This is a genomic window from Phreatobacter sp. AB_2022a, assembly GCF_026847585.1.
Classification (GTDB): Bacteria; Pseudomonadota; Alphaproteobacteria; order Rhizobiales; family Phreatobacteraceae; genus Phreatobacter.
The window spans coordinates 83,271-104,526 of sequence record NZ_JAPSET010000022.1 but is presented as its reverse complement, the minus strand read 5'-3'; the positions used below and the strand labels follow the sequence as shown (position 1 = coordinate 104,526).

20 protein-coding genes and 1 CRISPR repeat array are annotated in these 21,256 nt (G+C 69.7%); of the genes, 9 read left to right on the top strand and 11 right to left on the bottom strand.

Annotated elements, in window-relative coordinates; genetic code table 11:
* The 4 genes from OZ671_RS17275 to OZ671_RS17260 form a co-directional block, all read left to right on the top strand.
* Window positions 1-436: DUF2076 family protein (locus OZ671_RS17275; RefSeq protein WP_268861893.1), on the top strand; the 436-nt coding region annotated here is incomplete at its 5' end.
* Window positions 437-602: 166 nt separating this feature from the next.
* Window positions 603-1,010, top strand: coding sequence for an NADH:ubiquinone oxidoreductase subunit NDUFA12 (locus OZ671_RS17270; RefSeq protein ID WP_038304685.1), 408 nt, complete (start codon window positions 603-605; stop codon window positions 1,008-1,010).
* A 192-nt stretch (window positions 1,011-1,202) separates the two neighbouring features.
* Entirely contained in the window at window positions 1,203-1,880 is a 678-nt protein-coding gene (locus OZ671_RS31980; RefSeq protein WP_328286376.1) for a DUF2155 domain-containing protein, read from the top strand.
* Between the two features lie 120 nt (window positions 1,881-2,000).
* Window positions 2,001-2,630 carry a flavin reductase family protein gene (locus OZ671_RS17260; protein WP_268861892.1) on the top strand — a complete coding sequence of 210 codons (630 nt, stop codon included), beginning with the start codon at window positions 2,001-2,003 and terminating at the stop codon, window positions 2,628-2,630.
* A gap of 154 nt (window positions 2,631-2,784) precedes the next feature.
* On the opposite strand, the gene OZ671_RS17255 is transcribed toward OZ671_RS17260, so the two are convergent.
* The 5 genes from OZ671_RS17255 to OZ671_RS17235 form a co-directional block, all read right to left on the bottom strand.
* Window positions 2,785-3,183, bottom strand: a complete 399-nt coding sequence (locus OZ671_RS17255; RefSeq protein WP_268861891.1) for a hypothetical protein — start codon at window positions 3,181-3,183, stop codon at window positions 2,785-2,787.
* 79 nt (window positions 3,184-3,262) lie between these two features.
* Window positions 3,263-3,553 carry a hypothetical protein gene (locus tag OZ671_RS17250; RefSeq protein WP_038304686.1) on the bottom strand — a complete coding sequence of 97 codons (291 nt, stop codon included), beginning with the start codon at window positions 3,551-3,553 and terminating at the stop codon, window positions 3,263-3,265.
* 175 nt (window positions 3,554-3,728) lie between these two features.
* Complete coding sequence (locus tag OZ671_RS17245) at window positions 3,729-4,796, bottom strand: FUSC family protein (RefSeq protein WP_103169489.1); 1,068 nt, start codon at window positions 4,794-4,796, stop codon at window positions 3,729-3,731.
* Window positions 4,797-4,801: 5 nt separating this feature from the next.
* Complete coding sequence (gene tsaA / locus OZ671_RS17240) at window positions 4,802-5,317, bottom strand: tRNA (N6-threonylcarbamoyladenosine(37)-N6)-methyltransferase TrmO (RefSeq protein WP_268861890.1); 516 nt, start codon at window positions 5,315-5,317, stop codon at window positions 4,802-4,804.
* Between the two features lie 65 nt (window positions 5,318-5,382).
* On the bottom strand, window positions 5,383-6,798 hold the full coding sequence (locus tag OZ671_RS17235) for a purine-cytosine permease family protein (RefSeq protein ID WP_268861889.1): 1,416 nt from the start codon (window positions 6,796-6,798) through the stop codon (window positions 5,383-5,385).
* 471 nt (window positions 6,799-7,269) lie between these two features.
* On the opposite strand from OZ671_RS17235, the gene OZ671_RS17230 reads away from it, so the two are divergent.
* The gene (locus OZ671_RS17230; RefSeq protein WP_268861888.1) at window positions 7,270-9,177 is read left to right on the top strand and encodes an acyl-CoA synthetase; all 1,908 of its coding nucleotides are present in this window, start codon (window positions 7,270-7,272) and stop codon (window positions 9,175-9,177) included.
* A 69-nt stretch (window positions 9,178-9,246) separates the two neighbouring features.
* On the opposite strand, the gene hutC is transcribed toward OZ671_RS17230, so the two are convergent.
* Together hutC and OZ671_RS17220 are read right to left on the bottom strand one after the other, a co-directional pair.
* Window positions 9,247-10,032 (bottom strand): histidine utilization repressor, encoded by a 786-nt coding sequence (gene hutC, locus OZ671_RS17225; protein WP_268861887.1) that lies wholly within the window; start codon window positions 10,030-10,032, stop codon window positions 9,247-9,249.
* Between the two features lie 38 nt (window positions 10,033-10,070).
* Complete coding sequence (locus OZ671_RS17220) at window positions 10,071-11,417, bottom strand: formimidoylglutamate deiminase (RefSeq protein ID WP_268861886.1); 1,347 nt, start codon at window positions 11,415-11,417, stop codon at window positions 10,071-10,073.
* Window positions 11,418-11,650: 233 nt separating this feature from the next.
* Here OZ671_RS17220 and hutI point away from each other — a divergent pair, with 233 nt between their 5' ends.
* The 4 genes from hutI (at window position 11,651) to OZ671_RS17200 (ending at window position 16,827) form a co-directional block, all read left to right on the top strand.
* Window positions 11,651-12,796 carry an imidazolonepropionase gene (gene hutI / locus OZ671_RS17215; protein WP_268861899.1) on the top strand — a complete coding sequence of 382 codons (1,146 nt, stop codon included), beginning with the start codon at window positions 11,651-11,653 and terminating at the stop codon, window positions 12,794-12,796.
* 105 nt (window positions 12,797-12,901) lie between these two features.
* The gene (gene hutH / locus OZ671_RS17210) at window positions 12,902-14,437 is read left to right on the top strand and encodes a histidine ammonia-lyase (protein ID WP_268861885.1); all 1,536 of its coding nucleotides are present in this window, start codon (window positions 12,902-12,904) and stop codon (window positions 14,435-14,437) included.
* A 94-nt stretch (window positions 14,438-14,531) separates the two neighbouring features.
* Window positions 14,532-16,205 carry a urocanate hydratase gene (gene hutU, locus OZ671_RS17205; RefSeq protein WP_268861898.1) on the top strand — a complete coding sequence of 558 codons (1,674 nt, stop codon included), beginning with the start codon at window positions 14,532-14,534 and terminating at the stop codon, window positions 16,203-16,205.
* A 40-nt stretch (window positions 16,206-16,245) separates the two neighbouring features.
* Window positions 16,246-16,827, top strand: coding sequence for a HutD/Ves family protein (locus OZ671_RS17200; RefSeq protein ID WP_328286375.1), 582 nt, complete (start codon window positions 16,246-16,248; stop codon window positions 16,825-16,827).
* 1,012 nt (window positions 16,828-17,839) lie between these two features.
* Here the strand turns inward: OZ671_RS17200 and OZ671_RS17195 are convergent.
* From OZ671_RS17195 to cas4, 4 genes are all read right to left on the bottom strand, one after another.
* The gene (locus tag OZ671_RS17195) at window positions 17,840-18,148 is read right to left on the bottom strand and encodes a HigA family addiction module antitoxin (protein WP_038304716.1); all 309 of its coding nucleotides are present in this window, start codon (window positions 18,146-18,148) and stop codon (window positions 17,840-17,842) included.
* 217 nt (window positions 18,149-18,365) lie between these two features.
* A CRISPR array of direct repeats spans window positions 18,366-19,063; the repeat unit is 32 nt; unit sequence GTTTCGACCCACGCTCCCACGCGGGGAGCGAC.
* Window positions 19,064-19,251: 188 nt separating this feature from the next.
* Window positions 19,252-19,542, bottom strand: coding sequence for a CRISPR-associated endonuclease Cas2 (cas2, locus tag OZ671_RS17190; RefSeq protein WP_268861884.1), 291 nt, complete (start codon window positions 19,540-19,542; stop codon window positions 19,252-19,254).
* Window positions 19,543-19,567: 25 nt separating this feature from the next.
* Complete coding sequence (gene cas1c / locus OZ671_RS17185; protein ID WP_268861883.1) at window positions 19,568-20,602, bottom strand: type I-C CRISPR-associated endonuclease Cas1c; 1,035 nt, start codon at window positions 20,600-20,602, stop codon at window positions 19,568-19,570.
* Window positions 20,599-21,255, bottom strand: a complete 657-nt coding sequence (gene cas4 / locus OZ671_RS17180; RefSeq protein ID WP_268861882.1) for a CRISPR-associated protein Cas4 — start codon at window positions 21,253-21,255, stop codon at window positions 20,599-20,601. Before cas4 ends, cas1c begins: the two co-directional genes overlap by 4 nt.
* Window position 21,256 lies beyond the last annotated feature (1 nt).

The window sequence follows — 21,256 nt, the reverse complement described above, 5'->3', positions numbered from 1 at the left end:
GCAGCCGCCGCAGCAGCCCCCGCAGCGCCAGGGCGGCGGCTTCCTCGCGACGGCGGCGACGGCGGCGGTCGGTGTCGCCGGCGGCATGCTGGCGGCCAATGCCATTTCCAGCATGCTGGGCAGCGGCTCGCACGCCGCCCAGGCGCTCGGCGGCTCGTCGACCCCGGCTTCGGCCGCATCCTCGACGCCGGCAAGTTCGACCCCGGCCGCCGGCTCGACCCAGACGGCCCAGAACGATCAGGCCGGCAACAATCAGGACAGCCTCACCGGCAGCGATGGCGGCTATGACAAGAGCGGCAATGCCAATGCCGATTACGGCGCCGACAAGAACTATGACAATGCCGGCTACAACAACGGCTCGTACGACAACGCGTCGTATGACGACGGGTCCTACGACGACGATTTCGGCGGCTACGACGACAGCGAAGACGTCTGAAGCTTGGCTTCGCCGGGCAGTTCGGTGAATCGCGGGGCCGCCGATCGGGCGGCCCCTTGCCATTCAAGCCCTCGACGCCGCCAAAGCTGGACAAGGCCGGTGGCTGATGGCATGAACCTCGGCCCATGGCGGCCCCCGACAGGGCGCGGGCAATGAGCGGACGGCGATGAAGACCTTCTTCCTCAAGTTCTTCACCTGGTGGAACAGCCAGACCTTCGGCACGCAGTACACCATCTGGCGTTACGGCGTGTTCGTCGGCGAGGACGAGTTCGGCAACAAATATTACCGCTCGCGCTTCGCCAAGGACCCGGCGCTCGGTCACGAGCGCCGCTGGGTCGTCTACAAGGGCGTGGCGGAGGCCAGCGCCATTCCGCCCGGCTGGTGGGGCTGGATGCACCACAAGAGCGAGCTTCCGCCGACCGAGGACGCCTATGAGCCGCGCCCCTGGCAGAAGCCGCATCTGCAGAACATGACCGGCACGGCCCTCGCCTACCGGCCGCCGGGCTCGACCCTGTCGGGCGGCAAGCGGCCCCAGGCGACCGGCGACTACGAGGCCTGGAACCCGGGCCGCTGACGCGGGTGGCCGGTGGGGCCCCCGCCGGCTTTCCGGGGAAATCCCGGCTTCGGCTTGGTTCCGCCACGATCGGCGTGATAGATCCCTGACCGTACCGGGCCTTTCGCGCCCTCATTGATCTCCTGCCGCTCACCGGACCGGATGCTCCGGGACCATCCGTGGGCCGCGTATCAAGAAGACGGTGGACCTCGCTTGGCGACGCCCCTTGCTCCGCGCATCGCACTCTGTGCCGCCCTTGCCGCCCTGCCGCTGGCCGCAACCGGCGCGCTGGCGCAGCTGCAGCTCGGCCCGCCGTCGCAACAGCAGCAGCAGCGCCCATCCCAGCCGGGCCAGCCCCAGCAGCTCAATCCCCAGGCGCCGCGGCCGCAGCCGTCCCGGCCGGCCCGCCAGGCCACGCCCTCGGATACGCCGCCGTCGGCCCAGCCCGACCCGAATCGCGACCAGCGCCGGCGCGCCCTGCCCGGCGAGACGGTCGCTCCCGCCCCCGATGAAACCGTGATCGCACCGCCGCGCCAGCGCATCGCCAATCCGACCGCCGTGTTTTCCGGCCTCGACAAGATCACCGGCCGCATCATCTCCTTCGACGTGGCGATCGACGAGACCGTGCAGTTCGGCGCCCTGCAGGTGACGCCGCGGGTCTGCTACACGCGGCCGGCCACCGAGACGCCGCAGACGACCACCTTCGTCGAGGTCGACGAGGTGACGCTGTCGGGCGAGGTCCGGCGCATCTATTCGGGCTGGATGTTCGCCGCGAGCCCGGGCCTCAGCGGCGTCGAGCACGCTGTCTATGACGTCTGGCTCACCGACTGCAAGCAGACGGCGCCGGTCATTCCCGGCCAGGCCCAGAGCCGGCAGCCCGCCCAGCGCTGACCAGCCCGCCGATGCGGCGGTCAGGGCGCGGGGCAGCCGCGCCGAATCGGCGGTTGCAATGGCCGGCCCTCGGCCAGCATGAAGGGGCTCGTCTTTCCCGCGAATGAGGCTGCCCCTCGCATGACCATGCGCTCGATCGCCCTCGACACCCTGCCCGACGACCGCGTCTACAAGATCCTCTGCTCGCTGGTCATTCCGCGCCCGATCGCGCTGGTCTCCTCGCTCAACGCCGAAGGCGTGGTCAATGCCGCGCCCTTCTCCTTCTTCAACGTCTTTTCCGAAGCGCCGCCGCTCGTCGTGCTCGGCCTGCAGCACAAGCCCGACCATTCGGCCAAGGACACGACGCGCAACATCCAGGCTTCGGGCGAGTTCGTGGTCAATCTCGTCGACGAGGCTCTCGCCGAGGCGATGAACGTCTGCGCCACCGACTTTCCGGCCGACATGTCGGAGCTCGATGCCGCCGGGCTCACCACCGCCGCCTCGACACGCATCGCGCCGCCGCGCATCGCCGAGGCCCCGGCCGCGCTCGAATGCCGCCGGGAGGTGGCGCTGAGCTTCGGTCCGCAGCGCGAGCTGCTCATCGGCCGCGTGCTGCATGTCCATGTTCGCGAGGCGGTGATGAACGAGCGTTTCGACGTCGATATCGAAGCCTATCGGCCGGTGGGCCGGCTCTACGGCAATCTCTACACCCGCCAGCGCGACGTGTTCGCCATGGTCCGCCCGACCTTTAAGGATCCGCGCAACGGCTGAACCGTCCCGCGCGGGCCGGCGAAGCCGTTCACCGGCCGGCCACGCCGCCGGGCAGTCCGGCGGATGCAGAGCGCAGCGGCGCCGCGGTGGGCGCCCGGCGCAGAGGTCCGAAAAGGCGGCTGCCGAGACCGCCATTCGGCGGATCTCGGGCTGATCAGGCCGCGATGACCAGGGTCAGCACGCCCTCGTCATTGAGGATGGCGGCGACGACCTGCGAGGATTTCGCACCGGATTCGGCCAGCGGGCCGGCCAGCTGCGGCGTCTCGTCGATGACCTTGCGCAGCGCCTGCATGTCGTCCGGGCTGGTCGCGGCGACCTGCTGGTCGACGTCCTCCCGGACCTCGGCGGGCAACTGGTCGAGGCGGATCACCTCGACACGCCGCACCCGCGGCGATCCCTCGCGCGGCTGCGAAGGAGGCGTCTCGTCGACCACCGGCAGTGGCGCAGCGGCCGGAACGGCCGGGACGACCGGAGCCGCGGCCGCGGCAGCCGCCCGCGGCACGGCCAGGATCAGCAGCGATGCCATCATCGCGGTGAAAAGTTCACGTTTCATGCGGGTATCCTTTCCGCTTTCCGGCGGCAGGCCGGCGCTGCGCGCATGCGCGTCCTGGCCCTGGTGGCCCGACCCGCCCTCAGGAGTTCAGGGCGAGCTGCAGCACGGTGTCGGTCCGCTCGGGCGCATGCGGAATGAGGCTCGTATGCTCGTCGTCGCCCCAGCGGGCCAGCCGGACGACCTGGACGGCCTCGCGCTCCGCCCCGTCGGCCTCGAAGGGCTCGACGATGCTCAAGCCGGCATCGTTGACGAAGAAGGTGTGCGGTCCGAACAGGGAGACGAGCTGCGGCATGACGGCAGCATGGTCAGGCACGACCTGGGCCTCGTACAATTCCAGGGCGCGCTGCTTCTGGCCAGGTGCAAGGTTCATCTGCGGCCTCCTCGAGAGTGCTTTGCCTCTTGGCGCCCGCCCCGTTGCGTGGCTCGCCGGCGCGGCGGCGGAAAGGACGTCCAATTAGACGTGAAACGAACCCGGCGGGTCCGGGATCCCTCGATCGCGAGATCGTTGGGCTCGCCGCCTCCAGGCTGGGGCGCGGACGCGGCGGCTAAAGCCCGCGCGCGTGCCGCCGCAGCCGCATGCGCAGCACCATGCGGCGCAGGATGCGTTCGAGGACGAGCGCCGCGAGCGCGAAGCCGCAGCCGAGCATGGTGTCGAGGATGCGCGCCTCGAGCAGCGGCAGGGCATCGCCGGCGGAGACAGCGGCGATCTCGATGGTGAGCATGACGAAGGCGGTCATGGCGGCGACGCCGAGCAGGCCGTGCTGCTGCTGGGCCGGCCAGCGCAGCAGCGCCGCCATCAGCAGCACCGGCAGCATGGCGAGATGCGACGGGGCGGCGACCGCCACCGCGCCGGCGACCAGCACCCCGAGCAGAGTGCCGGCGAAACGGTCCCGCATCAGCTTGCGGCTCGACAGGAAATCCACCCGCAGCACCAGCACCAGGGTCAACATGGTCCAGTAGGGCTTCTGCAGCGAGAGCGCCATGCTGGCCAGAAAGGCGAGCGGGATGGCGACGGCGGTGGCCACGGCAAAAGTGATGCGCGGCAGTTCGCGGGCGTGCAGCGCGCGCAGCACCTCGCGCCAATGCGGCACGGTGGAGGTGCGATAGCCGCCGGCGGCAAGGTCCCAGGCGATCGAGACCAGCCAGGCGATGAGCGTCACCGCGGTGACCACCGCGAGATCGAACAGGCCGAACGGGCTCTGCAGGGCGCCGAGCGCCAGCGCGAAGCACAGGAAGCGCGAGGCGGTCATCGCGATCGGATGGGCGCTTTCGGTCAGGGCGTAGAAGATGCCCGCCGCGGCGAAGGCAAGACAGAGCCAGCCGGGCGAACCCTGGACGAGGGCGCCGATCCAGCCGCCGAGCGCGAGCGAGGCGGCGACCGCCGCCATCCAGGCCAGGCGCGGCAGCGGCCGGCCGCCGGTATCGGCGCTGAAGGCCACGACAGCCGCCAGCATGCCATAAGGAAACCAGGCGCCGCCGCCGGGCGAAAGACCGACGGCGACCGGCACCAGCAGCATGGCGGTGAACCGCAGCGAACGAGCCCAGAGCGGATCGGCGGACGGCGGACGGCCCGGCGGCGGTGTGGCCGGACGGATGGCAGCCGCGTCCGGCATGGCACTCACGCAGGGTCCGCCGATTGCGGGCCGTCGACGTCGAAATCGCCTTTCTGCGGCCGCGCCAGCGGCGTGAACAGACCCCGATCCGGCTTGAGATCGATGAGCGGCGTGCCGTCGAGACAATCGAGGCCGCGCACCGACAGCACCGGCCCGTCGACTGCGACGAGCGAGACGACCGCCGTGCCGATCGGGTTCGGCCTGGCCGGCGAGCGCAGGGCGAAGGTGCCGCGCGTGACGCCGTCGTCCGCCGGGCTCTGGCGCACCAGGTCGCGGCGCGACAGGTGCATCCAGTAGAGCACTTCCAGGCGCTCGAAGGCCGCGACCCCGTCGAGCGCTTCCAGCCAGGGCTCGAACAGCTCGATGCGGCACAGCGGGCCGTCCGGACGGCCGAGCCGCGGACATTCGAGCCGCGAGCTCCAGGGCGTGCGGATCCGGCCGATGAAGACGAGGCCGGCATCGTCGGGCGCCGGCGCCTCGACCGTCTTCTCCCCCGCCCTGATCTCGTTGAGCCTGACCATGCCGTCGCCTGTCCTTGTTCCGGCGGCACTATCCGCCGGCCGGGACAAGCGGGCAACCCGAGAGCTCAGCGGCCGGCCGTGACGGCCTCGGCCGGCAGGATCATCCGGTCCGGCACGCTCATGGTGCGGCGGGCGAGCAGGTAATAGACGATCGAGGTGACCGCGAGGCTGACGATCCAGGAAATGTCGGCGCCGCCGAGCATGCGGGCGATCGGCCCCTCGTAGAGCGCCTGGTTGAGGAAGGGGATCTGGATCACCACGCCGAGCAGATAGGAGCCGAGCGCGGTGCCGTTATAGGCGCCGTAGCGGCCGGCCGCGTCATAGAGCGCGGGAATGTCCACGCGCTCCTTCGAGATCAGATAGTAGTCGACCAGGTTGACCGCGCTCCAGGGCACGAAGACGGCCAGCAGCAGAAGCACGAAATTCTTGAAGTTGTTGAGGAAGTTCGCGCTCGCGAAGAGCGCGATGATCATCGAGACGAGGACGAAGCCGACGATGTAGGCGATACGGGCGAGGGCCGAGATGCGCTGCCGGTTGTTGAAGGCGGTGACGGTGGTCAGCATGGTCATGAAGCCGCCATAGGCATTGAGGCAGTTGACCGTCAGCTTGCCGGTGACGATGACGAGATAAGCGACGATGGCGAGGCTGGCGCCGGCCAGCTCGCCCATGAAGCCGACCTGGTTCTTCAGGAAGTTGCCGCCGAGGGCCGCGACCAGCACGCCGAAGGTCATGGCGAGCTGCGCGCCGATGGCGGTGCCGAGGAACGTCGACCAGAAGGTGGCCGCCCCGGTCTCCCTGGACGGCAGGTAGCGCGAATAATCCGCCACATAGGGCGCGAAGGTGAGCTGCCAGCCGGCCGAGAGCGCCACCGCCAGCAGGAACGAGGCAAGCGTAACCGGCTTCTGGCCGAAGGCCTGGGCGACGTCGTACTGGCTGAACAGGCGGAACGTCAGATAGCCGAAGCCGAGAATGCCGATGACGGTGGCGATGCGGCCGAGCACGTGGATGAGGTTGTAGCCGACCACCGCGACGATGGCGGTGAGCGTGCCGAAGACGATGATGCCGAATTGCGGCGCCTCGACGCCGAACATCAGGTTGATCGCCTGGCCGGACAGCACCGTGCCGGTGGCGGCAAAGCCGAGATACATGACGATGACGAGGACCAGCGGCAGGATGGCGCCGCGCACGCCGAACTGGGCCCGGCTCGAAATCATCTGCGGCAGGCCGAGGCGCGGCCCCTGCGCCGAATGCAGCGCCATCACCGCGCCGCCGAGGACATTGCCGATCAGCAGGCCGAGAATGGCGACCGCCGCCTCGGCGCCGAAGACGACCGCGAGCGCCCCGTCGACCACCGCGGTGATCTGCAGATTGGCGCCGAACCAGAGGGTGAACTGGCTCGACGGCGAACCGTGTCGCTCGCTCTCCGGAATCATGTCGATCGTACGCCTTTCGACGATCGACCCTTGCGCATGTCCTGCCATGCCGGACCTCCCTTCGAGCCGAGACGGCCCGCGATCGCCGACCGTTTATTGTCTATACATAATCATCGATCGGCCCGAATTCTGTCAAGCGGACGACATGTCGGCGCACGACCGAGGTGGTGTCCCCTCTGTCTTCGGCCCGCCGCGGCGCCGGCCGGCGGTAGCCAGTGCGCGCAAGACGCGTGCGACCCGGCGCTGCTCTGATCGCCGTGTCTGGATCTGAAAACGGCGGCAAAGAGCGATCATCGAGGCCATGACGAGCACTCAGCGCGATGGGGCCGCGAGACCGGCAGGTCGCCGGGAAAAATGGCCGTGCCGTCGGCCGGATGGCGTCGTTGCACGCGCCGGACCGATCGCTCACACTTTCAAAAAAGCCCGCACGAAGGCTTGGTCCGGGAAAACCTGGTCGAGGTCCGCAACAGGGCCGAGCCACCGGGGAATTGTTCAGGATTATAGGGGAGGAAGCTGACCATGACGGGCATCCATCTGCTCGATCGTTTCATTGGCGATGCCTATCCGAGCCTGGCGACCGATGCCGAGCTCGAGGCCTTCGAACGGACGCCCTACGCGGAGCGCATCGCGGCAGCGAGCACCTACGAGGCCCTGCAACGCGGCGCGGCCCACGATCCGGACGCGCCGGCGATCCAGTTCCTGCCCAATGCCGACCCGGCCGACCAGCCGGTCACCCTCACCTATCGCGATTTCCTCGGCCGGGTGACCCAGGCCGCCAACATGTTCCACGGGCTGGGCGTCGGCGACGGCGACGTGGTGAGCTTCCTCTTGCCGCTCCTGCCCGAGGCCTTCGTCACGCTGCTCGGCGCGGAGGCGGCCGGCATCGCCAATCCGGTCAACCCGCTGCTCGAAGCCCACCAGCTCCAGGAGATCCTGGAGGCGGCGCGGACCAAGGTGCTGGTCACCCTCGGCCCCATGCCGGGCGTCGACGTCTGGCAGAAGGTCGAGGCCATCCGGGGCAAGCTGAAGCACCTGGAAGCCATCGTGGTGGTGGGCGGCGGCGGCGATCCGGCGCAAGGGGTGCATGCCTTCAACGACCTGATCAGGCAGCAGCCGGCGGACCGGCTGGTCAGCGGCCGGACGATCTCGCCGGAGGCGGTCGCCGCCTATTTCCACACCGGCGGCACCACTGGCACGCCGAAACTGGTGCGCCACACCCACGGCAACCAGGTCTACCAGGCCTGGGGCGTCAACCTGATGCTCAAGACGCGGCCGGGCGTGAACCTCCTGTTCGGCCTGCCGCTGTTCCATGTCGGCGGCGCGCTCACCCAGGCGCTCGCGACCTTTGCGGCCGGCGGCTGCTGCGTGGTGCTGTCGCCCGCCGGCTGGCGCAATCCGTCCGCCATCAAGAACATCTGGCGCCTCGTCGAGCGCTTCCGCCCGGAGGCGCTGGCGAGCGTGCCGACGGTGCTGGCGGCGGCGCTCGCCGTGCCGGTGGGCGAGGCGGACATATCGAGCCTGACCTTCGCCTCCGGCGGCGGCTCGGCCATTCCCGTCGCCGTCGGCCACGCCATCCAGGACAGGTTCAAGCTGCCCGTGCTGGAGGTCTACGGCATGACCGAGACCTCCAGCGTCCACACCATGGCCTATGCCGACCGGCCGATCGCCATCGGCTCCGCGGGCCTGCCGCTGCCCTATTCCCGGGTGCGCATCGTCAAGCTGGATGCCGCGGGCGCCTATGCCGGCGACTGCGCGGTGGATGAGATCGGCGTCGTCACCATGGCGGGTCCGGGCGTGTTCGGCGGCTATCTGAACGACGCCCACAACAAGGGCGCCTTCATCGACGGAAAATGGGTCAATTCCGGCGATCTCGGCCGCGTCGACAAGGACGGCCTGCTCTGGATCACCGGCCGCGCCAAGGACCTGGTCATCCGCGGCGCCCACAATATCGACCCCGGCCCGATCGAGGACATCCTGTTCCAGCACCCGGCGGTCGGCCTCGCGGCGATCGTCGGCCAGCCGGATGCCTATGCCGGCGAACTGCCGGTCGGCTATGTCCAGCTGAAGCCGGGCGCCAGCGTCGCGGCCGGCGAGCTCGAGGCGTGGGTGCGCGAGCGCACGCCCGAGCGCGCCGCCGTCCCCGTGCAGGTCATTGCGGTCGATCCCATGCCGCTCACCAGCGTCGGCAAGATCTTCAAGCCGCGGCTGCGCTGGGATGCCGCCCAGCGCGTCTTCACCGCCACCCTCGCCCCCCTGCGGGACCGCGGCATCGCCTGCGCCGTGGATGTCGGCGCCCATGGCAGCCACGGCAGCGTCGCCACGGTGACGATCACCGACCTGCCCGAGGACCAGCGTGCGGCGGTGACCGCGGAGGTGGAGCAGCTGCTCGGCCCCTTCGTGATGCGCCACGAGATCCGTTTCGCCTGAGCGGGCGCGGCCGCGAAGTGCATCGCACCACGGCCTGCCGCAACGCAGGCCCGCGATGCGCCTCCCGCCTCAGGGCTTCGCCTGGCTCGGCGCGAACTCGGCGACGAGCTCGTGCCGATCGCCCGGATAGGTCAGGCGGACATGGGTGAGATAGGCGCCGGCGCTGAAGGTGCGGCGCTCGATGACGAGGCAGGCCGTGCCCTCGGCGACCTGCAGCAGGCCGGCGGTGCGGGCATCGGCCGGAACGGCGCGGATGCGGTTCTCGGCCGCGCTCCAGGGCACCTGTTCGATCAGCCAGGCACCGGGCGCGGTCGCCTCGAAGCTTTCGCCCGCGGCTTCCGGAACGGCGGCGAGGTTGATCAGCCGGTCCTCGACGCAGAACGGCCGGCTGCCGGCGAAATGCAGCGCGACGAGGCTCACCACGCGCGCGCCCTGGTCGAGCGACAGGAGCTTGCGTTCGGCCGCCGCCGCCGGGCGCTCGGCGCGCTCCAGCCGCTGGTAGCGGTAGGGCAGGCCGAGCTGCTCGACCTCCAGCCGGATCTCGTGGATTTCCAGCACGGCCGACTGGGCTTTCGGTCGCGTCACATAGCTGCCGGACTTGCGCCGCCGCTCGATGAGGCCGCGCTTGACCAGCTCGGTGATCGCCTTGTTCACGGTCATGCGCGAGCAGCGGTACTGCTCGGTCAGCTCGTGCTCGAAGGGGATGCGGAAGCCGGGCGGCCATTCGCCCGACAGGATCCGGCCCTCGACGTCGTCGAGAATGCGGCTGTGCAGCGAGGGTTCCCGCTGGGCCGGTGCTTCGATCGTGTCGTCCAATGCGGAAATGGCCTCGACCTCGCTGGGCTGCGCCCCCATGCTATACGAAAAGCCCTTAGGGCCTTCAATCGCGCCGGTCAGGCCGCCGCGAGCGCGCGCATGACGGCCGTGAAGCGGCACCCGATCGCGTCGCGCGCGACATGGCGGCCGTCCACGACCTGCCTGACGCCGTGGACCCAGACGCCGTCGACCATGGCGCCGTTGGCGAAGATCCAGGCGTCGAGGAGGCCGTCGCCGGCAAGGTCCAGTCCGTGGCGCGCCCTGAGGCTGACGAGATCGGCCGGAGCGCCGACGCGCAGCGCCTCGGCGCCGCCGAGCGCGGCCGCGCCGCCGGTCAGCGCCGCATCGAACAGTGCGCGGCCGGTGGAGCCGCCGGGCGCCGCCAGGACGTTGCGGGCGCGGTGCGCGAGGCGCTGGGAATATTCGAGCTGGCGCAGCTCGTCGGGCAGGCCGATCAGCACGTTCGAATCCGAGCCGACGCCGTAACGCCCGCCATGGCCGGTGAAATCGACCGCCGGGAACGTGCCGTCGCCGAGATTGGCTTCGGTCACCGGGCACAGGCCGGCTATGGCGCCGGCGGCGGCCATGCCGCGGGTCTCGGCCTCGGTCATGTGGGTGGCATGGATGAGGCACCAGCGGCCGTCGACCGGCTGGTTGGCGAGCAGCCATTCGACCGGCCGCCGGCCGGACCAGGCAAGGCAGTCCTCGACCTCCTTCACCTGCTCGGCGATGTGGATATGGATCGGCGCCTCGCCGGCGAGCGCGACGACCGCGCCGAGCTCCTCGGGCGTCGCCGCGCGCAGGCTGTGCGGCGCGACGCCGGCAAGGCCGCCGGGGAGCCCGGCCGCCAGCGTCCGGCAGCGGTCGAGGAGGCGCGCATAGCCGTCGAGATCGTTGATGAAGCGGCGCTGGCCCTCGCCCGGCGCGGTGCCACCGAAACCGGCATGGGCATAGAAGACCGGCAGCAGCGTCAGGCCGATGCCGGTCGAGGCCGAGGCGGCGGCGATGCGCGCGGCCATTTCCGCGATGTCGGCGTAGGCGCGGCCGTCGCCGTCATGATGCAGATAGTGGAATTCGCCGACGCGGGTGAAGCCGGCCTCCAGCATTTCGACATAGAGCTGGGCGGCGACCGCCTCGACCTGGTCGGGCGTCATGCTCAGCGCAAAGCGGTACATGACGGTGCGCCAGCTCCAGAACGAGTCGGCGCCCGGCCCGCGCAGTTCGGCAAGGCCGGCCATGCCGCGCTGGAAGGCGTGGCTGTGCAGGTTCGGCATGCCCGCCACCACATGGTCGTGGCGCTCGTCGCCGGCGGCCGCCGCGGCGCCCGGCGTGATCGCCGCGATGCGCCCGCCGGCGATCGCGATCCGCACGTTCCGGGCCCAGCCGTCGGCAGTCAGCGCTTCCTTTGCATGAATGACGGTCATAGCCTTCGATCCTCCCGCGGGCCTGAAAATTCGGCTTGCATCCCTGTTATTATGTATATACATAACTTGCCAATCATAAAAGAGGAAACAGGACCGGAGGCGCTTCTGCCATGACCTCACCTGCCGAGCCCCGCCCCGCCACGACGCAGTCTGCCACGCCGGCGCCGGATAAGCGCGCGCCAAAGGTCTGGCGCAACGCCCATCTCGCCACCTTCGCCCCCTCGCGCCAGGGCATGGGCCTGATCGAGCGCGGCGCCCTGGCGGTCCGCGACGGGCGCATCGCCTTTGCCGGCCCGGAGGCCGAGCTGCCGGCCGCCTTCGCCTGCGCCGAAAGCATCGATTGCGGCGGCCGCTGGATCACCCCCGGCCTCGTCGACTGCCATACCCACCTCGTCTATGCCGGCAACCGCGCCCATGAATTCGAGCTCAGGCTGGAAGGCGCCTCCTACGAGGCGATCGCCCGTGCCGGCGGCGGCATCGTCTCCTCCGTGCGCGCGCTGCGCGCCGCCGACGAAGCCACGCTCGTCGCCGAGAGCCTGCCGCGGCTCGACGCGCTGATCGCCGAGGGCGTGACGACGGTCGAGATCAAGTCCGGCTACGGCCTCGACACGGCGAGCGAGATGAAGGCGCTCAGCGCGGCGCGCAAGCTCGGCACGCTGCGCGACGTCGGCATCCGCACCACCTTCCTCGGCGCGCATGCGCTGCCGCCGGAGATGAACGGCGACAAGGCCGCCTTCATCGACACGATCGTCACCGACATGCTGCCGGCCATCGCGGCCAAGGGCCTCGCCGACGCGGTCGACGGCTTCTGCGAGGGCATCGCCTTCTCTCCGCAAGAGATCGCCAGGGTGTTCGACGCCGCCAGGACCCATGGCCTGCCGGTCAAGCTGCATGCCGACCAGCTCTCCAACCTTCATGGCGCGGCGCTCGCCGCCTCCTACGGCGCGCTCTCGGCCGACCATCTCGAACATACCGACGAAGCCGGCGCTGCCGCCATGGCCAAGGCCGGCACGGTGGCGGTGATCCTGCCCGGCGCCTTCTATTTCATCCGCGAGACGAAGAAGCCGCCGATCGACCTGTTCCGCAAGCACGGCGTCGCCATGGCGGTGTCGACCGACAGCAATCCCGGCACCTCGCCGCTGACCTCGCTGCTGCTGACCATGAACATGGCCGCGACCCTGTTCGGCATGACCGTGGAGGAATGCCTCGCCGGCGTGACCCGCGAGGCCGCGCGGGCGCTCGGCCTCGGCCACGAGATCGGCACGCTGGAGGCGGGCAAGCAGGCCGACTTCGCCGTCTGGTCCATCGGCCGGCCGGCCGAGCTCGTTTATCGCATCGGCTTCAACCCGCTGTTCGCCCGCATTCGCGGCGGTCACTGACAGGAATGGCGGCGAAAGCCGTCATTCGTTCGCCCGCACCGCGGCGGCCGGCAGGCATGACCGACAGGCTTGGCGGCCCGCGCCGCCTTCAGGGGAGCATTCGACATGGCCATCATCCTTCATCCGGGTTCGGTGCCGCTGGCGACGCTGGAGACGCTCTACTGGACCGGCGAGCCGGCGCGGCTCGACACGGGCTTCGATGCCGGCATCGTGCGCGCCGCGGCGCGCATCGAGGAGATCGTCGCCGGCAACCAGCCGGTCTACGGCATCAATACCGGCTTCGGTAAGCTCGCCTCGATCAAGATCGACCGGGCTGACGTCGCAACGCTTCAGCGCAACCTGATCCTGTCGCATTGCTGCGGCGTCGGCGCGCCGCTCGACGAGAAGATCGTGCGGCTGATCATGGCGCTGAAACTGATCTCGCTCGGCCGCGGCGCCTCCGGCGTCAGGCTCGCCGTGGTCAGGCTGATCGAGGCCATGCTGGAGCGCGGCGTCATTCCGGTCATCCCGGAAAAGGGCTCGGTCGGCGCTTCCGGCGACCTTGCCCCGCTCGCCCACATGACCGCGGTCATGCTCGGCCATGGCGAGGCCTTCCACGCCGGCGCCCGGCTCGGCGCGGCCGAGGCCCTGCGCCGCGCCGGGCTCGCGCCGGTGGCGCTGGCGGCCAAGGAGGGCCTTGCCCTCATCAACGGCACGCAGGTCTCGACCGCGCTGGCGCTCGCCGGACTGTTCCGCGCCCACCGCGCGGCCCAGGCGGCGCTGATCACCGGCGCCTTGTCGACCGATGCCGCCATGGGCTCCTCGGCGCCGTTCCATCCCGACATCCACATGCTGCGCGGCCACCAGGGCCAGATCGACACCGCCGCCGCGCTGCGCCGGCTGCTCGAGGGCTCGGCCATCCGCGAGAGCCATATCGAGGGCGACGAGCGGGTGCAGGATCCCTATTGCATCCGCTGCCAGCCGCAGGTGGACGGCGCCTGCCTCGACCTGCTGCGCCATGTCGGCCGGACGCTGGCGACGGAGGCCAATGCGGTGACCGACAACCCCCTGGTGCTCTCCGACAACAGCGTCGTCTCCGGCGGCAATTTCCACGCCGAGCCGGTGGCCTTCGCCGCCGACCAGATCGCGCTCGCGGTCTGCGAGATCGGCGCCATCGCGCAGCGGCGCATCGCGCTGCTGGTCGATCCGGCCCTGTCCTATGGCCTGCCGGCCTTCCTCGCCAGGAAGCCGGGGCTGAATTCCGGCCTGATGATCGCCGAGGTCACCTCGGCCGCGCTGATGTCGGAGAACAAGCAGCTCTCCCATCCGGCCTCCGTCGATTCGACGCCGACCTCGGCCAACCAGGAAGACCACGTCTCCATGGCCTGCCACGGCGCCCGCCGGCTCTTGCAGATGACCGACAATCTCAACGCGATCATCGGCATCGAGGCGCTGACCGCGGTGCAGGGCGTCGAGCTGCGCGCGCCGCTCGCCACCAGCGCCGAGCTGCAGAAGGCCGCGGCGGCCTTGCGCGCCGTCTCACCCACCATCGAGGAAGACCGCTATCTCGCCGACGACCTGAAGGCGGCCGGCGACCTCGTCGCTTCCGGCCGGCTCAATGCCGCGGTGAGCCCCGGCATCCTGCCGGCGCTCGCCGTCTGAGCCGGCGGCGGCGACCATTCCGCATCGATCAGGACATATCCGGAGCCGGCAAATGACCAGCCTTCCGGCAACCACAGCAAAGGGAACGAGCCAGATGAGCAATCCGCGCCACAATATCAGGGACGTCCGCGCGCCGCGCGGCACCGAGCTGACCGCCAAGAGCTGGCTGACCGAGGCGCCGCTGCGCATGCTGATGAACAATCTCGACGCCGAGGTCGCCGAGAACCCGCACGAGCTGGTCGTCTATGGCGGCATCGGCCGGGCGGCGCGCACCTGGAACGATTTCGACCGGATCGTCGCCTCGCTGCGCACGCTCAACGACGACGAGACGCTGCTCGTGCAGTCGGGCAAGCCGGTCGGCGTCTTCCGCACCCACAAGGACGCGCCGCGGGTGCTGATCGCCAATTCCAACCTGGTGCCGCACTGGGCGACCTGGGACCATTTCAACGAGCTCGATAAGAAGGGCCTGGCCATGTACGGCCAGATGACCGCCGGCTCCTGGATCTATATCGGCACCCAGGGCATCGTGCAGGGCACCTACGAGACCTTCGTGGAGGCCGGCCGCCAGCACTATGACGGCAACCTGAAGGGGCGCTGGGTGCTGACCGGCGGCCTCGGCGGCATGGGCGGCGCCCAGCCGCTCGCCGCGGTCATGGCCGGCGCCTCCTGCCTTGCCGTCGAGTGCAATCCCGACTCGATCGATTTCCGCCTGCGCACCCGCTATGTCGACGCCAAGGCCGAGACGCTGGACGAGGCGCTCGCCATGATCGAGCGCTGGACCGAGGCGGGCGAGGCGAAGTCCGTCGGCCTGCTCGGCAACGCCGCCGACATCTTCCCCGAACTGGTGCGCCGCGGCATCCGCCCCGACCTGGTCACCGACCAGACCTCCGCCCACGACCCCGTCAACGGCTACCTGCCCAAGGGCTGGACGCTCGCCGAATGGAAGGCGAAGCGCGAAAGCGACCCGAAGGCGGTGGAGAAGGCGGCGCGCGCCTCGATGCGCGAGCATGTCGAGGCGATGCTCGCCTTCCAGGCCATGGGCGTGCCGGTGTTCGACTACGGCAACAATATCCGCCAGGTGGCCAAGGACGAGGGCCTCGAGAACGCCTTCGCCTTCCCGGGCTTCGTGCCGGCCTATATCCGCCCGCTGTTCTGCCGCGGCATCGGCCCGTTCCGCTGGGCGGCGCTGTCGGGCGATCCGGAGGACATCTACCGGACCGACGCCAAGGTGAAGGAGCTCCTGCCCGACAACAGGCACCTGCACAACTGGCTGGACATGGCGCGCGAGCGCATCGCCTTCCAGGGCCTGCCGGCGCGCATCTGCTGGGTCGGCCTCGGCGACCGCCATCGCCTGGGCCTTGCCTTCAACGAGATGGTGCGCTCGGGCGAATTGAAGGCGCCGGTCGTGATCGGCCGCGACCATCTCGATTCCGGCTCGGTCGCCTCGCCCAACCGCGAGACCGAGGCGATGAAGGACGGTTCGGACGCGGTCTCCGACTGGCCGCTGCTCAACGCCCTGCTCAACACCGCCTCGGGCGCGACCTGGGTGTCGCTGCACCATGGCGGCGGCGTCGGCATGGGCTTCTCGCAGCATTCGGGCGTCGTCATCTGCTGCGACGGCAGCGAGGATGCCGCCCGCCGCATCGAGCGCGTCCTGTGGAACGACCCGGCGACCGGCGTGATGCGCCATGCCGATGCCGGCTACGACATCGCCCTCGACTGCGCCCGCGAGAAGGGCCTGCGCCTGCCGGGCATCCTCGGCAACTGAGCCGCGGCAACGAGCGGACATGGCCGCGCGGAGACGCATCATGGTGAAACATCTTCGCGCGGCCGGCCATCGCCGCATGCCCTGGAAGAACGGCGGCGGCGAGACCGCCGAGATCGCCGTTCACCCCGAAAGCGCGGGCCTGGCCGATTTCGGCTGGCGCGTCAGCATGGCGACCGTTGCCAGCGACGGCCCGTTCTCGCTCTTCCCCGGCATCGACCGCACGCTCGCCGTGCTGACCGGCGCCGGCATCCGGCTCGACGTCGAGGGCCTCGGCACGCGGCGCCTGACGCCGGCAAGCCCGCCGCTCCCCTTCCCCGCCGACGCGCCGGCGGGCGCGCGCCTGATCGACGGCACGATCACCGACCTCAACGTGATGACCCGCCGCGGCCGCTACCGCCACAGCCTGACGCCGCTGACGGCGACGGGCCGCCAGACGCTGGCCCTCGCCACGCGCTGGACGCTGCTCATGGCAGTGGATGCCCTGGAGGCGGTGACCGGCGAGGGCACCCTGCGGCTCGCCCCGCTCGACGTGCTGGTCGTGGAGGGCGCGGCGCAGGTCACGCTCGCCGCGGCGAACGGGACGGCGCGGTGCTATCGCGTCGCGATCGAGGAAGAGGCGTAGCGGCGCGGCTGCGGAGCAGGGCGAGCGCTTTGTCATGCGGCAGGCGCGAGAGCGGCCTCAGGGTTGGTTCCGGAGCACTGCGCACGGCATTTCATGAACGCAGACTGATGCCGGGTTGTTGGCCTCCTCATGGTGGGCGCGCCACGCCCATGCGGCTGGCAATCGGTTTGGATCCACACTCCCGCGAGGGGGAGCGACACGCGACCCGATACCAGCGCTGATCTCCGGCATCGTTTCGATCCACACTCCCGCGAGGGGAGCGACACCACCACCAGGCCGACTGCAAACATCAGCATGCGTTTCGATCCACGCTCCCGCGAGGGGAGCGACTGCATCATCGAAATGCTGGTCGAGCTGCGCTACGGGTTTCGATCCACGCTCCCGCGAGGGGAGCGACGAGGGGCCGTATGGCCGCGTCGAATACCAGAGCTGGTTTCGATCCACGCTCCCGCGAGGGGAGCGACCTCGACTGGCGGGATCACGAATTTGCCCGGCGGCGGTTTCGACCCACGCTCCCGCGGGGGAGCGACCTGCGGCGGCGCTCGAACGACAACGAGATGTTCATTGTTTCGACCCACGCTCCCGCGGGGGGAGCGACCGGTGTCGCCCGCGTCGCGGTCTGGAGCTTCATGCTGTTTCGACCCACGCTCCCGCGGGGGGAGCGACACCCCTTTGATAAACGCCTTTTCGATCTCGCGAAATCGGCATGGAAATGCGAACCTCCGGCCATGCTGGCTCGGGCGAGTGGCAGCAGCCTGTCAGCCGTGACCTTTTCTTCATATTTTCAATTGCTTAGGCCAAGCGCGAACCTCCCGGAAAATCCGGGCCCGCTTGGGGTTCGCGCTTGAGACGAGCAACGCCCGGCTTCGATCAACACGCGCGCGTTGGAAGCGGCCGGTTTCACGGTGGCACGGACCGCCGAGAAGATATGTTTCGATCCGCGTCCCTGCGCCAGCGCGCAGTGGTTCCATCGGCGGCCACGCAGGCGTTGAGAACTGCGGTCGTCTTTTCTTTATGCGGCGCGCTCGAGCGGCCGTGCCCGGTCCACACGGGCGCGTTCTGCTGGCGTGTTCATGACCGCCCAGAGATCGCTGCGCCGTTGCACGTTGAGCCAGAAATCCGGGCTGTTGCTGAACACCCGTGCCAGGATCAGCGCGGTGGCGGCCGTCACATTCCGGCGATTCCGGCAGAGTTCATTGACGTGCTTCCGCGGCACGCCCATCGCCTCGGCCAGCGCGCCCTGGGTCAGCCCCAGCGGCTCCATGAATTCTTCGGTCAAGATCTCACCGACGGTTGCCGGCTTCCGCTTCGTCGTCAGCATGAGTGCCCATCCGCTCGTCTGTCGCTGCGATCATGGCGGCAAGCTTCAGCCGCCGCTCCGCGATCTTCGCCCAACTCCGGCCTGCCGTTTGGTGCCGCGCTTCCGCATAAGGCTCGGCCATCCGATGAATGCATCACACCACGACGTCATGGTTTCGCTCCACGCTCCTGCGACAGGAGCGACGTCTCGGACAATATCATTGCACCGCGCCCGCACCAGTTTCGATCCACGCCCCCGCAAGGGGAGCGACCTTCGATTACCTTTCGATCCGCCACGCTGTGGCCGATGTTTCGACCCACGCTCCCACGCGGGGAGCGACCGCGCCGAAGATCGACGATTTCCGTACGCGACGGTTTCGACCCACGCTCCCACGCGGGGAGCGACCGGGCCTCACGTTCGGTTGTTTGTTCCGTCGAGCCGTTTCGACCCACGCTCCCACGCGGGGAGCGACTATGTAGCTATCACGTGTTGTATGTGTCGAAATCGTTTCGACCCACGCTCCCACGCGGGGAGCGACCACATGGCGGCGACGGGCTCATCTTCGACAGCGTGGTTTCGACCCACGCTCCCACGCGGGGAGCGACGATCTCGCCCTTGGCCTTCAGGGTCGGCTTGTGGCGTTTCGACCCACGCTCCCACGCGGGGAGCGACATGCGGTCGTTGACCTGCGCAACGTTGCCCCCGAAGTTTCGACCCACGCTCCCACGCGGGGAGCGACCAGTGACCATGACGACGAATGCCGCAACGAAATTGTTTCGACCCACGCTCCCACGCGGGGAGCGACACATCAGCGGCCGCTGGATCACGCTGGAGCACACGTTTCGACCCACGCTCCCACGCGGGGAGCGACGCCGACATTCGCGGCGCCCCGGTTTTCGAAGAGGTTTCGACCCACGCTCCCACGCGGGGAGCGACGCCCTCCTGATAAACCGCTTTTCGCCCCCACGAAACCGGCACGGGAGCGCGAACGTGCCGCCGCCGCCGTGCGGGCGAATGGCGGCAGCGGGCGGGTTGGCGTTCATCATCAATGCTTTCAAGGGCTTGAGGCGAGTGCGAACCTGCCGGGGAATCCGGGCTTGCTTGGGGTTCGCGCGGCCATTGCCTCACACGATCAGCGGGCCGTTGAGATCCGTCGCCGGCTTGGCGCCGACATGTTCGATGCGCCGCTGCCAGTTGGCGCCGAGCATGTAGTAGCGCAGGCTGTCGCGCGCGGGGTCGATCAGGCCTTCGAGGCGCGCCTTCAGCTTCGTCCACTGCGCCGGATCCACCTCGATCTCGAAGACCGAATATTGCACGCGCTGGCCATAGTCGCGGCAGGCCCGGGCGACGCGGCGCAGCCGCCGCGCCCCGCCGGGCTCGTTGGTGCGCACGTCATAGGTGACCAGGACCATCATGCTCCGTCTCTCCGGGCGGCCGCCCTCATTTCCAGATCCAGGGCGGATAGGCGTCGAGGTCGCCGCGCAGGTGGCGGGCGAGCAGCAGGGCCTGCAGATGCGGCACGAGGCCGAGCGGCGCCGCCTCGTCGAGGAAGGGATGGCGCCGCTCCTCCTTCTTGCGCTCCTGCCAGGCCGCCAGGACGGTCCGCCGCCCGTCGTCGGTCAGCAGCACGGCTCCGCCGTCGCGCCGTTCGAAATCGCGCTCGCGCAGCTGCCGCCGGTTGAGCAGGGACAGGGCCAGGCGATCGGCGAGAATCGGGCGCAGCTCCTCCATGAGATCGAGCGCCAGGCTCGGCCGGCCCGGCCGGTCGCGATGCAGGAAGCCGACCGCCGGATCGAGCCCGACGCCTTCGGTCGCGCTCCGGCAGTCATGGGTGAGCAAAGTGTAGAGAAACGACAACAGAGCGTTGACCGGGTCGAGCGGCGGCCGGCGGCTGCGGCCGAGGAAGCGAATATCGGCGTCGGGCGAACGGACGAGATCGCCGAACACGGCGAAATAGAGCTGGGCCGCCTCGCCTTCCGCGCCGCGCAACGCATCGAGGCTCTCATCCGCAAAGGCAACGCGCCTGAGGATCCGCGCCTGCCGCTCGACGGCGGCTTCGACCGCCGCCCTGCGCTCCGCCGGCATGTCGGCGCCATAGTCTCGCAGCGCCCGCTGCAGCACGGCCCGCTGATTGGCGATCTTGGCCGAGACGATGCTGCGCACGATGTCATCGGGCGCTTCGGCGGCGCGATGCTGGGCGCGCCGGAGCAGCACATTGCCCGAGACCGGTCCTTCGATTCGGGCCTGGAAGCGGCCGGCCCGATCGAGCAGGACAATGGTGATGCCGAGCGGCGCGAGCGCCTGAATCAGGGGCGGCGAAACGAAGATGCCGCCAAAGATCACCACCGAGCCCAGCATGTGGAAGGGCACGCGGGCCCGCTCGACGCCCTCGATCTCGGCGACGAGATTGTCCCCGTCCTTGCGCAGGCTCGCGCCCTCGGTCGTGACGTAGAGCGTGTTGAGCAGCTTCTTCACGGCACGCCGTCCTCGTCACGCGTCAGCGCATCGGCAATCGCGGTGGCGCGGAGCCCGAGCGCCGTGCGGCTCGCCTCCTTCGGCCGGCAGAGATCGAAGAGCGAGCAGGCCCGACAGCGATCATGGCGATAGACAGCCGGCGGCGTGCGGCCCGCCGCGAGCAGAGCACCGAAGGCGCGTGCCGTCTCCTCCGTCAGGGCACGCAAGGCCTCGTCGAACGGAACCGCGACACGGCGCTTGGTCTCGGCATAGAACAGGGCGCCTTCCGGCACCGCGCGGCCGGTCATCTCCTCGAGGCACAAGCCCTGCGCGCAGAGCTGCACCTCATCGGCGCGATGCAGCTTGGCCTTGCCCCGCTTGTATTCAACGGGATAGGCGACCTCGCCGCCGGCTTCCGATCGGAACTCGACGAGATCGGCAACGCCGGCGAGGTTGAGACGCCGGCACAGCAGCGGCAGGCCGGTCACCCGCCGCGTGCCGCCACGCGTGCGGCGCGAGGGATCATGCGCCGCCGCGTGCAGCACCTGCCCCTCGGCCGTGAACCGGTTCTCCTGCCACTGCCGCTCGATGTGGATGAGAGCAGCCTGCCGGAGGCAGAAGACGGCGTGCTGGAGCGCGGACAAGGGGATCGGGTCGTCGGCCTCCGGCAGCATC

Coding starts and splice junctions, on each gene's coding strand:
- OZ671_RS17270 (WP_038304685.1), top strand. CDS start 603: ATGAAGACCTTCTTCCTCAAGTTCTTCACCTGGTGGAACAGCCAGACC.
- OZ671_RS17260 (WP_268861892.1), top strand. CDS start 2,001: ATGACCATGCGCTCGATCGCCCTCGACACCCTGCCCGACGACCGCGTC.
- OZ671_RS17255 (WP_268861891.1), bottom strand. CDS start 3,183: ATGAAACGTGAACTTTTCACCGCGATGATGGCATCGCTGCTGATCCTG.
- OZ671_RS17250 (WP_038304686.1), bottom strand. CDS start 3,553: ATGAACCTTGCACCTGGCCAGAAGCAGCGCGCCCTGGAATTGTACGAG.
- OZ671_RS17245 (WP_103169489.1), bottom strand. CDS start 4,796: ATGCCGGACGCGGCTGCCATCCGTCCGGCCACACCGCCGCCGGGCCGT.
- tsaA (WP_268861890.1), bottom strand. CDS start 5,317: ATGGTCAGGCTCAACGAGATCAGGGCGGGGGAGAAGACGGTCGAGGCG.
- OZ671_RS17235 (WP_268861889.1), bottom strand. CDS start 6,798: ATGGCAGGACATGCGCAAGGGTCGATCGTCGAAAGGCGTACGATCGAC.
- OZ671_RS17230 (WP_268861888.1), top strand. CDS start 7,270: ATGACGGGCATCCATCTGCTCGATCGTTTCATTGGCGATGCCTATCCG.
- hutC (WP_268861887.1), bottom strand. CDS start 10,032: ATGGGGGCGCAGCCCAGCGAGGTCGAGGCCATTTCCGCATTGGACGAC.
- OZ671_RS17220 (WP_268861886.1), bottom strand. CDS start 11,417: ATGACCGTCATTCATGCAAAGGAAGCGCTGACTGCCGACGGCTGGGCC.
- hutI (WP_268861899.1), top strand. CDS start 11,651: ATGGGCCTGATCGAGCGCGGCGCCCTGGCGGTCCGCGACGGGCGCATC.
- hutH (WP_268861885.1), top strand. CDS start 12,902: ATGGCCATCATCCTTCATCCGGGTTCGGTGCCGCTGGCGACGCTGGAG.
- hutU (WP_268861898.1), top strand. CDS start 14,532: ATGAGCAATCCGCGCCACAATATCAGGGACGTCCGCGCGCCGCGCGGC.
- OZ671_RS17200 (WP_328286375.1), top strand. CDS start 16,246: ATGGTGAAACATCTTCGCGCGGCCGGCCATCGCCGCATGCCCTGGAAG.
- OZ671_RS17195 (WP_038304716.1), bottom strand. CDS start 18,148: ATGCTGACGACGAAGCGGAAGCCGGCAACCGTCGGTGAGATCTTGACC.
- cas2 (WP_268861884.1), bottom strand. CDS start 19,542: ATGATGGTCCTGGTCACCTATGACGTGCGCACCAACGAGCCCGGCGGG.
- cas4 (WP_268861882.1), bottom strand. CDS start 21,255: ATGCTGCCGGAGGCCGACGACCCGATCCCCTTGTCCGCGCTCCAGCAC.